This window comes from Muribaculum sp., from assembly GCF_029051885.1.
Taxonomy (GTDB): domain Bacteria; phylum Bacteroidota; class Bacteroidia; order Bacteroidales; family Muribaculaceae; genus Muribaculum.
This window is the reverse complement of the sequence record NZ_JAIDKI010000030.1, coordinates 1-12,657: the sequence shown is the minus strand read 5'-3', so window position 1 is coordinate 12,657 and position 12,657 is coordinate 1. Positions and strand designations below refer to the sequence as shown.

The following is a 12,657-nucleotide window of genomic DNA, read 5'->3' as shown; positions in this document are numbered from 1 at the left end:
CTTCGTCACATATCGAAAATCGTCTCAAGCTATACGACCCTGGCGGCAACATTTATTATTAAACAAGCTCTAAATTCCATAGGGTTAAGAAAAACGAGATGTTTTTCAATCACTAAGTGCATGTCCGTCTTTACCTGTACCGATATTCCGAAATTATATGACATATTTCGGCAGGTAAAATCCAAACATACTCTCAGTGCAAATTTAATCATTTCTTTCGTAAATCCCCCATTAATCAACCTTAATTTACGCAACAATCAGGCCGCTTATTAAGAGAGTATCAAAAAAGAACGTTATAGCTTGTTTAGAGCTTGTTTAATAATACAATAGAGGCTATAGCTTGAGGTGATTTTCGAAATGCTCTGAAGATATCATCACTAATAGCTGTACATATTCTAAAAATCTCGATGTATAACACATTATTTTCAGTCTTTCTCTATATATGAAATAAATACGCCGTAATATCCAATATATTAGGCAATTTCTTAACTTTGCACTTGTAAGACGCAATAATGAAGATTATTATGAACATGACGATTGATGACATATTGACCCATAAGGAAGGACAGACTTTTGATTGCAAGAGTTTTGCTATTGATCCCAAAGGCCTTGCCGTCATTTTCGTGGCTATGGCTAATGCTGACGGAGGAGAAGTCGCAGTTGGCATTTCAGACCGAAAACGAGAAATTGAAGGAGTTTTATCAAACGAGCAACACCTTAATAATCTTCTGCGTGTACCGTATGATTTCTGTAATCCAACAGTAAAGGCTACATTTGATTTAATTGACTGCACCAATCGTTTCGGTAAACCAGATAAAATACTGCTGTTTCATATTCAGCCAAGCGTCGACCTTCATGCAACTCAGAATGATGAATGTTACCTGAGGATAGGAGACAAATCACGTAAACTATCTTTCATGGAGCGAATGCAGCTTATGTATGACAAAGGTGTACAATCCTTTGAAGATACTCCTGTAACTGGTGCAACTATTGATGATCTTGATTTGTCGGCAGTAAAAGCATATATGAATATTCTCGGATATGGAAAATCCATTATGGAATTTCTGACCGAGAACCACGACTATGTAAAAAATACCGACCGTGGACAACAAATCAGTGCAGCAGCAATACTACTTTTTGGAAAAAATCCACAACGCTTCTTTCCACGTGCAAGAATACGATTCATCAAATACAAGGGCACTGAAGAGAAAGTCGGTGCTGAAATGAATGTTGTCAAAGATATTACTTTCGAGGGTACTATCCTCAACCAGATAACAAAGATGGTGGAATTACTCGAATTGCAGATTGACGAACCTACGTATCTTGGCCATAACGGACGGTTCATAACAAAACGAGAGTATCCACATTTCGTTCTGCAAGAACTCACGGTCAACTCTGAATGCCATAGAGATTATGCAATTCGTGGCACTGAAATACAAGTTAAGATGTTTGATGACCGACTTGTTTTTGAAAGTCCAGGAACCTTGCCCGGAAATGTCAAACCCGATAATATAAGACATACTCACTTCTCCCGCAATCCCCATATTGCCCAGTTTCTTAAAGCATATGAGTTCGTCAAAGAATTTGGAGAAGGCGTTGACCGTATGAGCCGTGAGATGGAAGCTGTGGATATGTGGCCTCCCACCTATCATCTCGATGCATTCATTCTCAAGGCCACTGCCAGAGCGTATAGCCCTGTAAATAATAGTGAGAAAAAAGATGGAAATGTAGATAATGAAGTACCTGTAAATAACCAGATAATACTGACACCCCCAAGTAACCCCTCAAGCAACCCCTCAAGCAGCCCCTCAAGCAGCCCCCTAAGTGATAAAATTATCAAACTAATCCGACTTATGCCTGAATCCTATATTGACAGAAAGGGAATCATGAGGCTATGTGGATTAAAGGAGATTAAATCTTTTAGAGAATCATATCTTAACCCAGCCCTTGACTTAGGTATTATTGAACGACTTCACCCAGATAGTCCAACTGCTTCTAATCAAAAATATAGATTGACAGCAAAAGGGAAAGCAATTCTTAAAATTCATAATTAATTAGATTCGCAACTGCAATACATTTAGAATCCATAGAGCTGGCACATGCTGCGCCAGCTCTATGGCTTTCTGGTCTAATCAATAATACTTAGTTGGGAGTGATTCCGCTATGAAAGGCCGAAGATACCAGTCACAACTTGACTACCTTGCGGTTGCCTACGATGTAAATGCCTGGAGCCAGATTGTCAAGAGCCGACGATGGTGACACTCCGCTGCGCAGCATACAGCCGTCGACTGAGTATACACTGACCGGAGTATCATCCTCGGCGCTATGAATCCCGTCGATGCCCGAAGAGGAGGCTCCGGCAAAAGTAAAACTTTTGAGATTGACGCCACCTGTGTCAAGGCTCGCGCGCATCACGTGTCGTCCGGCCGATATGGCTACCGGAGTGTCTGTGACCACATCGAAGTGAGCATCCTCAGCCCATCCGCGTCCTTCAAATCCGAAAGTATATACATCGCGCCCGTCGATACTCAGACGCAGCCGACGTGACGGAGTATCCGCGCCGACCCTGGATATGATATTGTAGTCGCCATCCTCCCGACAGGTCAGTGTATACTCAAAGAAATCGCCGTCGCTGGTATGCTCTATTTTACCCTCACTGTTTATACTGGCTGTAACGCCAAGATTAAAAGGATAGGAGCTGTATACGGTGCCCCCGAGAGCCTGCTTGTGAAAATAACTGTCCTCGGCAGAATCGAACAGACCTGCGATTATCGTGCCCGGTACAGTATGGTTGAACGTTACAGCCGGACGCTCGGGATTCTCCTCTTCAGGAGCTGGACAGTATGTGCCCGTAATAGTGACGGGAATGCCGGCCTCCACATCAAGGAGCATCTCATTGTCGCCGATGCGTTGCTTTACAACAGCACCCTCCACTTCAGCCTTGCCGGCTCCGCGGAATTTCACACGGCATTCGCCCGACTCACCCTTGTCCTTCAGTATTACAGCCATAGTGACACACCCGTGCTCCCAACGAGCGTCGACCACATAGCCTCCGCGTGCACGCATGCCGCTGAAGCTGCCGTCGGCCCAGTCGTCGGGCAGAGCAGGCAATATCTCTATGGCATCGCCCTGGCTCTGAATCAACATCTCGGCCATACCGGCGGTGACACCGAAATTGCCGTCGATCTGAAATGGCGGATGGGCGTCAAAAAGGTTCCGGAACACTCCGCCCGGCATGTTTGAGCCGTTATGAGTAAGATTCATACACCCCTTGAGCAACGAATGTGCACGGTTGCCGTCGCGCAGACGTGCCCAGAAATTCAGCTTCCACGCACGGCTCCATCCCGTGCCCTCGTCGCCTCTGGTGTCAAGCGTAATCTTCATGGCGTTGGCATAGGCTGTCTCCTCGTCGGAACGTCCAGGCACTACCTGCGAGCCCGGATGCAGCCAGAAAAGATGATTGGTATGCCGGTGGGTATTGATGTATCTCTGCAGGTCGCGGTCCCATGAGCCATCGCCGGTAAGGTCGCGTCTCACCTCATCCTTCCATTCCATAAACTGGCCTCCAAGACCGATTTTCGGCATCGACAGACGCCGGCGCGCCGAAATAATCTCGCCGACCTCCTTATCATCAGAAATACCGAGCACAACAGCACCGTCGATAGCGGCGGTAAACATCTCGTAGATGATACCCTGTGTGGCTGTACAGCCGAGCGAGAAATCGCCATGCTCGGGCGAGAGCGACGGGTTGGCCACAAGCGTGCCGTCGCGCTCATCCTCCCAAAGATTATCTACCCAGAAGAGGCATGCATCAAGCAGCGTCCGGTAGTTAGAACGCAGAAATTCCTTATCCTGAGTAAACAGGTAATGCTCCCATATGTCCTGACATATCCATAGACCGCCTTCAGGGAAATAAGAGTGGGTGCCGTTGGCAGCAGGAGCCGTATTGCCCCAGGCGTTCACTTCGTGGTATGTGGTCCAGCCGCGCACATCGCCTCCGTCGGGCTTTGTGTGGTAATGCCGTGCCGTGGCTACACCATGAGGGGCCACCTGCCTTACAAAGTCAATCATCGGGATATGACACTCCGAAAGATTGGTCTGCTCTGCCGGCCAGTAGTTCATCTGCACGTTGATATTGGTATGGTAGTCGGAATTCCACGCTCCGGCTGTCTTGTTACACCACACCCCCTGAAGATTCGCCGGCAGAGAGCCGGGACGCGACGAGGCAATCAGCAGGTAGCGTCCGTACTGATAATAAAGAGTCTCGAGATAGCGCTTGTCATTGTCTGAAGGATTTCCGTCGCGCAAAGCCTCGAGCAGCCTGTCGGTCGATACTGTCGGCTCGGAAATGCCGGTGCCAAGCTCTATGCGGTTGGCGCGGTATAGAGCATGATAGTCGTCGAGATGGGTGTCGCGCAAAGCATCGAATCCTTTTGAAAGAGCAGCGTCAACACGCTCCTTGGCTTTGGCCACCGGGTCGACCGTGCGGTCGATATAGTCAAAGGTGGCATCATAGCAGGGACGATAGTTTGTGGCGGCCGACATCGCCAGGACAAGCTCCGTTACATCATCGGCAAGAATCGATTTGCCGTCGGAATCCACGCTCACCTTGCCTCCGGCATATGAATGTACGCCGACCACCTGGGCGAAGCGCAGATAATCACGCCAGTTGTCATTCTCGCGCCTGCGCACATTGCTCACGGGCGTGGGCCATCCGGTAAGCACAATCTGACCGTCGGCGTTGAGCGCTATGCTGTAGTCGCTATGGGGACACGCCACACTGATACGCCGCGAAAATGGCTTGTCGGCAGTAAGGCGTATCACCATCACATTGTCGGGATAGCTCATGAAATATTCGCGCCGGTATCGGGTGTCGCCGCCGGTGTACTCCACATATTGTATGGCGTCGTCAATATCAAGCGTGCGGCTGTAATCACGGTAGTCGGGAATGACAACGTCAGGCTCTATCACACTAAGCTGGGGTTTCTGTCCCGTACCCTGTAGGGCTGTGATTGACAGCCTGAAGCAGCGGTAGCCCGACACTGTATGCGGAAGTCGGAAATATTTCCGGGTATTGCGCTCTTCGTCGGTCCAGAACTTGCCCGACTGACTGTCGATGACATCATAGTCCACGCCATCCCTGGATGCATAGAGAGTCCAGGCTTTAGGGTCGCGCACCGGCATGTCGTTGCCCGACCCGAGTGTGTAGCCGCTGATTTCCGGGGCTTTGGTATACTCCCAGGTGATATCGACAGGAAATGTGCGCCCGTCGTGATTTTCGGCAAACCATTTTGTCGACGTGCTCCCGTCAAACGCGCTTTTGATTACCTGGCTCGACCCCGGATTGTTATCATAGTTGGTCCATATCGACTCGGGTATGATTGCGGGGAAACCCGTATCATCGATATGTATCTCACCGAGAGTCTGAAATGACCCGAAATGGTCTTTCGTGCCGAGCAGTCCGTTCAACACCTTTCCCGAGCCGTCGTAATCATCATGGGCGCCCTTCTCGTCGTAATAGTTGGCATTGCCAGGATAGTCTTTGAGTCCGCCAGGCACCAGTCCTGAGGTGAATTCCGTCATGCTCTTCTGTAGAGTCGTACGGAAATCTCCAAGTGCACGATGCACCGATGCCTTGGCATGCCTGTGACCACCATTATAGGCAGCATCCTCGCCGGGACCTCCCGACCACAGAGTCTTTTCATTGGTCTGTACCACCTCGTTGAATACTCCGCCAAACACCATTGCGCCCATATACCCGTTGCCGAGAGGGAGAGCTTCCTCCTCCCAGTCGGTGGCCGGGCGGTCGTAAGTGGCTTTCAATACAGGCTGCTGTGGATTTACCACGCCGACACCCTGGCCATATACTGCCGGCCCGATGTCGGAAATGGCTGTCAGCACTCCCGCCGCAGCCACAACTCTCAATAATCGTTTCATCGTCAATACAATTAAATTCCATTATAATCGTTTCATGTGCCGGTGTGTCCACAGACTACACCGGCCAATATCGTTTCGTATCCGCAAATATAATCATTCCCTCAAAAAATCTCCGTACCACCCGACATAAAAAAGTCGGCCGGAAAAAGAAGGCTACTTTTTGCGGCGGCGGGAGGCTGTGCGGAGCTTGCGGGCGATGGCGCGGTGGGTAGAGGCTGAGGTGTCGTCGCCAACCGACTCGTAGAGGTCGGCCATGCGGTCGTGGAGCTCGGGATTCTTGCCATTATTACCGGCTTCGGCCCTGAGATAGCGGTCGAGCGCACCGGCGAAATCATCGGTACGGTGGCACGCCTGGCCGGCCATGAACAGAGCGTCGGACAACACATGTGGATAATCCGTACCCCCGCATAAGGCCCTTTCCTGACCATCACCGGAAGCGGAATCCACATCAGCTGCCACATGAGCGGAGGCAACTTCGGCGGCACGGTCGAAACATGTGAGAGCCTCATCGTAGGCTCCGGCGTCGAAGTATGTGCGTCCTTTCCCCATCAGCGCACCGACATGGTCGGGGGCGAGACTGAGCGCCTTGTCGTAGTTGGCGATGACGGGCGTGGGATCCATACCTTCGAGGCGGCACTCGTCGGCCATGGCCACATACTCGCCGGCAAGTTCAGAGAATCGACGCTCATCGTCAGCCACACGTCGGTGCAGAGTGTCGATTTCATCGCTCTGCCGCTCTATGCGCCGCAACTGCATGCGGGCAAACCTCATCATGAGCGCATTGCCAAGCTCGTTGCGACAGCGCAGCGCCTCGGTAAAATGGTCGAAAGCGCCCGACAGATCGCCGCCACGCACTGCCTCGAGGGCGCGTGCATACTCGTCGTCGGCCCGGGCGCGCTCAAGAGCCGAGGCTATGAGGGCCGAATCGTTGAACGTATGGCTGAACCGCACAATGGCCGGATTTACAAATATATCCCTCTCGTTGATAGTGCTTACGAGACTCATCCCCTCCAGCGAACGACAGCGGCTAAGCGCCACATAGGCCTGTCCGCTGCTGAAAGCACCCTCGCCAAGGTCGATGCGCACATTGCTGAAGGTCAGGCCCTGGCTCTTGTGGATGGTGAGGGCCCACGCCAGCTGCACAGGATACTGCGTGAAGGTGCCGCGCACATCCTCCTTTACCTTCTTCTCTTTCTCGTCGTAATAATAGCGCACATTCTCCCACACCGCAGGCTCCACATGATGCTTCTCGCCATCCTCGGTCTCTACGATAAGGGTGTCGTCGTTGGCCATATAGACACGGCCGATTGTGCCGTTGACCCAACGCCGCTCGGCGTCGTTTTTCACAAACACCACCTGTGCGCCGACCTTCAGTGTCAGCTCGCGCGGATTGGGGAGCGAACTCTCGGGAAATTCGCCGGAGACGATGCCGGTATATGTCACCTCGGGCACATCGAGGGCTGCAAGATGGCGGCCGTTGATTGAGTCGACCATGTCGCGGCGGGTGGCCAGAGTCATAAGCATCTTTCCGTCAGCGCCGCCTCCGGCCGGTATCTCCGCCGGAGAGAGACGGCTGTTGAGACACATGATGTCTTCACGCGCCGGACGCCCTACCCTCACCCTGTCGAGCATGGATATAAATCCCTCGTCGTTCTGCCTGTACACCTTGCGCAGCTCTACAGGCACAATCCGGAGCTCGGAGAATGCACGGGCGTTGAAGAAATAATTCTGACTGTAGAATCGACCGAGGATATCGCGCATGTCGGCCGTCACTACCGGTTCGAGCTGAAAGATGTCGCCCACGAGCAACAGCTGTTTGCCGCCAAACGGCTCGCGGGTGTTTCCGGTATACACCCTTAGGATACGGTCGACAAAATCGATTATGTCGGCTCTCACCATCGATATCTCGTCGATGATTATAAGTTCGAGCTCCCGCAGCAGCTTCACCTTGTCGCCATTATACTTCATGCGGCTCTTAAGATTGCGCGGCATGAACTCAGGGTCATCTGGTACGACAGGCTTGAATGGCAGATTGAAAAATGAATGAAGAGTCTGTCCGCCGACATTTACGGCCGCAATACCCGTAGGAGCAAGCACGACAAATTTCTTACGCGTGTTGGCACACACGTATTTAAGAAATGTCGATTTGCCGGTACCCGCCTTTCCGGTCATAAATACCGACTGGCGCGTATAGCTCACGAGCTTCCATACATTCTGAAACTCCGGGTTGTCCAGATCAATCTTCTGCTCCATACCCCAAAGTTAGCAATCATTTCGTGCCTGACCAAAATACTTGAAAAATCTTTTATGCCGCCTGTATTGTTATTAAAATATCAGAGCATGTTAAAAATCTTTCTCTTAAACATGCACCAACATAAACTACTCACGCACTATGTTTCACGACATTCTTTTTCTGATTCTCGGCCTCGTGCTCATAATAGCCGGCGGAAATTATCTTACCGACGGTGCTGTGTCGATAGCACGGCGATTCGGCATATCGAGCCTTGTGATAGGCCTGACGATAGTGGCCTTCGGCTCTTCGACACCGGATTTTGTAGTGTGCTTCATATCTACGCTTTCCGGGAAATCCGAACTGGCGCTCGGCGATGTGCTCGGCGCCAACATCTTCGACATCACCCTCGTAATCGGTATAATAGCCATGATTGCACCGGTGACTATCAGCTCGGAGATGGCTTTCAAGGACCTGCCGATGCTTGCATTGTCGTCAATCGCACTGTTTATATGTGGTGACGACCGTATAGTCGACGGCACAGACATCAACATCGTAAACCGCACCGACGGCCTGATGCTGCTTTCGCTCTTTGTGATATTCATGTGCTACACGATGGAGATGGCCAAGTCGCGCTCTACCAAACCTATAGCCACACGCCCGAAAACGGCGGCCGCAATACGCCACCACAGTGTGGAAAAGGCCGAGGCAACCGAGGCCGACAACACACGCCAGATGAAGCCTTGGCTCGCTGCCGTATGCATAGCGGGCGGCCTGGCGGCACTCGTATTCGGCGGACAATGGCTCGTCGACGGAGCCTCCGGACTTGCCAGGCGTATGGGTATGTCGGAAGCGCTGATCGGTCTGACAATCGTGGGCATAGGCAGCTCGATTCCCGATCTGTCGACCTCGGTAATCGCAGCCGTAAAGAAACAGCCCGAGATAGCTATCGGCAATGTTGTGGGCGCGTGCATATTCAATGTGTTCTTCATAATAGGACTCTGCTCAACTATAAAACCGCTCAACGCAGGGCACCTTACATTTGTCGATTTCGGCACCCTGGTGCTGGGCTCGGTGCTGGTGCTTCTGTTTGGCGACGTTATCGTAAAGCGCAAAATCACCCGCTTGCAGGGAGCGATACTTGCGGCTGTGTATGTCGTATATATGGTATATCTCGTGGTCAACGCCGCAAGCTGACACCATACGCCATAACCATTTGCCATAATCACGTCATGCCATGGCTTCATCACGTCCATACACCCTCGACCGCGTAGTGCGCATACTCGCCTCGGTCCTGCTGCTGGCCGGCGGCATATGGTTTGTCAACTCACTGCGCAATGTATTGCTTCCGTTCTGCGTGGCATGCCTCATAGCCTACCTGCTCGAGCCTGTGGTGGAGTTTCTGCAACGCCTGCTGCATATGAAGGGACGTGTGATACCTACACTGCTCACTCTTGCGGCAGTGAGTGCCATAATCATTCTGGCCGGCCATATATTCGTGCCGTCGATAATAAAAGAGGTACATCAGCTGGAGGATATCCTGCGCACAACCTCGGGGAGCAATGTGCCCGTACCGTTTGTACCCGACAACATAATCGAACCGATAAGAAGATGGGCAGCCTCGCTCGACCTCAGCGACCTGCTCGGAAATGAGCACATACAGGCTCTCCTCAACAAAGGCTCCAGTTTCGTGGCCGCCACAGTCGAGTTTCTGCTCCACACGCTCGAATGGCTGCTGACATTCGTCTACGTGATATTCATCCTGATCGACTACCCGTCACTCATGGCAGGATTCCGCCGCATGGTGCCTATGAAGTATCGCAAGACCGTATATCGCATAGAGGACGACCTGAAAGACAACATGAACCGCTACTTCCGCGGACAGATACTGATAGCCGGATGCGCGGCGGTGTTCTACTGCATAGGATTTTCAATCGTAGGCATACCTCTGGCCATTGTGCTCGGTGTTACCGTTGGCATTCTTTACATCATACCCTATTTCCAGTATGTGACGCTCATCCCCGTCGCTCTTGTGTGTCTCATCGACTCAATGAGCGGCCACGTGCACTTCTGGCCCGAGCTTGGCCAGTGTCTGCTCGTCTACGCTGTAAGCCAGTGCATATGCGACTACATACTCACCCCTAAAATAATGGGCAAGACCCTTGGACTCAATCCGGCCATCATACTGCTGGCCCTTTCGGTATGGGGGTCGGTGCTGGGGCTTATAGGCATGATTATCGCCCTGCCGATGACCACCCTTCTGATTGCATACTATAAGGAATACGTCATCGGCTCAGCGCCATCGCCGCCCGGTCAGCAACATCAGCCGCCGCCGCAACCACGCAGTTCAGCCGCCGTAACGCCACAGCCCGACGACAAGCCCTGACATACCGACAGCAAAAATCGCCGCATCACCACCACCATGCAGGTGTTGGGATGCGGCGACTTGATATTCATGCAGGCCGGAAATGAAGCCTGCTTTTCTCTACGTTGGAATTATTGACGGGCAAGAAGTGTAATGTCAGACCACGAGGGCGATACACCGGAGGCTCCACGGGCATCCTCCTTAAGATACAGCTTCATCACACGGGCATCGACCGGAGTGGAGAATATGACAGTGCGCGGAGTAGGATTGTGCATGATGTTGCCAAACTCGCCGGTCACACCCGCTGGCGCTGTCCATGTGCCCCAGTCGGGACTTGTCTCACACTTGTAGCGGTAAATGGTACCGGGACGTACGTCGGCATGAGGGGTGTATATGAATCCGCTTATCTTTGTCGTCTCGGGCAGAGTGACCTGAATGGCGTCGCCCTGCAGACTCGCAGTCACACCGTCGACCGCACGGTATCCGTCGGGCACGTTGGCTGTATCGGCACGTTCTTCAGCCGGCATCTCTACACGATATGCCTTCAGCGGCTTCAGGTTAGGCTCGCCGCGGCTTGATGTCACGGTAAGTCTTACGGCATCGACGGTCATCGGATTGAACATCACGATGCGATTATGGCCTATTGTGGTACCGTCGGCGACCATACGCCATTTTCCGCTGTTGAGCACCTCAATCATAAAGTTTTCAACACGCTGCCCCTTTGAGATATCCTCGCCTGCGACCACACTGTTGATTTCAGTGGGTTCAGGAAACGCGATTATCGTGCCTGTCTCGCTCGTGCCTGCCGGTTTCGAGAAATTGGTGTCAATCCACTCGCCAAGCTCCATCAGACGCAAAGAGTCGGCCGTGGCGATAAGTCCGCGACGGTCGGGAGGAATGTTAAGCAGCAGGGTGGAGTTGCGTCCTACCGACTGAATATATATATCGGCAAGCTCACGCAGGCTCTTGGGCTTCTCGTCGGGGTGGTAGAACCAACCCGGACGTATCGATACGTCGACCTCCGACGGCCACCAGTGTAGACTTTCTGCCTTCGCCAGCAGCTCGCGGCTGCCAAGATCGGCCGACATGGCGTTGATGCCGAGTCGCTCATTGGCCTCCTTGCTGCCTGGGAATATCGACGGCACGAGCGGAGTGACGCTCCACTCGGTGGTGCGGCCAAGACCGCTTTCGTTGCCTACCCAGCGCACATCGTCGCCGGTGATGGCCAGCACGGCCTCGGGCTGAAGCTCTTCCATCACCTTGCGGAAGCGCTCCCAGTCATATTCCTGACGCTTGCCGTTGGGACCTTCGCCGCATGCTCCGTCAAACCACACCTCGTCGATTTTTCCATAATTTCCCAGAAGCTCGCGCAGCTGGGCCACAAACATATCGTTGTATGCCTCCGAATCGCCGTAGCAGGGGGCATTGCGGTCCCACGGCGACAGATAGAGACCGAGCTTCATATCATACTTGTCGCAGGCCGCACGCAGTGCAGCCACCACATCGCCCTGCCCGTCGAGCCAGCCCGACGAAGCTACGGAATGGTTGGTAGTGGCGGTAGGCCACAGGCAGAATCCATCGTGATGCTTTGCGGTAAGAATCACCAGTTTAAAGCCTGCTTTCTTAAGTGTCGACACCCATTGCTCGGCATCAAGCGCCGTAGGTGCGAACACGGCCGGATTTTCAGTACCGTCGCCCCACTCCCTATCGGTAAATGTATTCACTCCAAAATGCAGAAAAGCGGTAAGCCCAAGCTCCTGCCACGCAAGCTGCTGGGGAGTCGGGACAACTCTTGATGCAATATCGACCCGCTCTTCGGCCGTGGCATCAGAGGGAATCTCTACACTCTTCTCATAGTAACTGCTGTTGCGCATGCCACCGCATCCGCCGAGCAACATAGCGCCGACTGCAAGCATCGCCGCGCCTCCGGGCATTATTTTTCTAATCATGTCTATTAGGTCGGTAATTTCTCCCAAAGTTAGCATTTTCTCCATAATACACCTAATATACTCACATATTTACTCCATATTTTTTAGAGCTTGTTTAATAATAAGACCCCGTTCCCCAATATTTGTTAACGCTGGGGTCGCATATCTCTGAGTGATTTTTGTCTTGTGATGATGGA

The 12,657-nt window shown here is 52.3% G+C and carries 6 protein-coding genes; 3 read left to right on the top strand and 3 right to left on the bottom strand.

Annotation, left to right across the window (positions count from 1 at the left end; translation table 11 throughout):
- The first annotated feature begins 512 nt into the window (after window positions 1-512).
- Complete coding sequence (locus K2I50_RS01230) at window positions 513-2,054, top strand: AlbA family DNA-binding domain-containing protein (protein WP_526022934.1); 1,542 nt, start codon at window positions 513-515, stop codon at window positions 2,052-2,054.
- 130 nt (window positions 2,055-2,184) lie between these two features.
- Here K2I50_RS01230 and K2I50_RS01225 read toward each other — a convergent pair whose 3' ends face one another.
- Both K2I50_RS01225 and K2I50_RS01220 read right to left on the bottom strand, forming a co-directional pair.
- Window positions 2,185-5,937 (bottom strand): glycosyl hydrolase family 95 catalytic domain-containing protein, encoded by a 3,753-nt coding sequence (locus K2I50_RS01225; RefSeq protein ID WP_301024433.1) that lies wholly within the window; start codon window positions 5,935-5,937, stop codon window positions 2,185-2,187.
- Window positions 5,938-6,090: 153 nt separating this feature from the next.
- Window positions 6,091-8,190, bottom strand: a complete 2,100-nt coding sequence (locus K2I50_RS01220; RefSeq protein WP_301024432.1) for an AAA family ATPase — start codon at window positions 8,188-8,190, stop codon at window positions 6,091-6,093.
- 139 nt (window positions 8,191-8,329) lie between these two features.
- Between K2I50_RS01220 and K2I50_RS01215 the strand changes: the two genes are divergently transcribed.
- Window positions 8,330-9,364, top strand: coding sequence for a calcium/sodium antiporter (locus K2I50_RS01215; RefSeq protein ID WP_301024431.1), 1,035 nt, complete (start codon window positions 8,330-8,332; stop codon window positions 9,362-9,364).
- Between the two features lie 40 nt (window positions 9,365-9,404).
- Window positions 9,405-10,553: an AI-2E family transporter gene (locus tag K2I50_RS01210; RefSeq protein ID WP_301024430.1), complete on the top strand. Its 1,149-nt coding sequence runs from the start codon at window positions 9,405-9,407 to the stop codon at window positions 10,551-10,553.
- Window positions 10,554-10,663: 110 nt separating this feature from the next.
- Here K2I50_RS01210 and K2I50_RS01205 read toward each other — a convergent pair whose 3' ends face one another.
- Complete coding sequence (locus K2I50_RS01205; RefSeq protein WP_301024429.1) at window positions 10,664-12,481, bottom strand: alpha-L-fucosidase; 1,818 nt, start codon at window positions 12,479-12,481, stop codon at window positions 10,664-10,666.
- Between the last annotated feature and the right edge of the window lie 176 nt (window positions 12,482-12,657).

Bases quoted from the DNA above. Each gene is read 5' to 3' on its own strand.
- K2I50_RS01210 (WP_301024430.1), top strand. From the start codon at position 9,405: ATGGCTTCATCACGTCCATACACCCTCGACCGCGTAGTGCGCATACTC.
- K2I50_RS01230 (WP_526022934.1), top strand. From the start codon at position 513: ATGAAGATTATTATGAACATGACGATTGATGACATATTGACCCATAAG.
- K2I50_RS01205 (WP_301024429.1), bottom strand. From the start codon at position 12,481: ATGATTAGAAAAATAATGCCCGGAGGCGCGGCGATGCTTGCAGTCGGC.
- K2I50_RS01220 (WP_301024432.1), bottom strand. From the start codon at position 8,190: ATGGAGCAGAAGATTGATCTGGACAACCCGGAGTTTCAGAATGTATGG.
- K2I50_RS01225 (WP_301024433.1), bottom strand. From the start codon at position 5,937: ATGAAACGATTATTGAGAGTTGTGGCTGCGGCGGGAGTGCTGACAGCC.
- K2I50_RS01215 (WP_301024431.1), top strand. From the start codon at position 8,330: ATGTTTCACGACATTCTTTTTCTGATTCTCGGCCTCGTGCTCATAATA.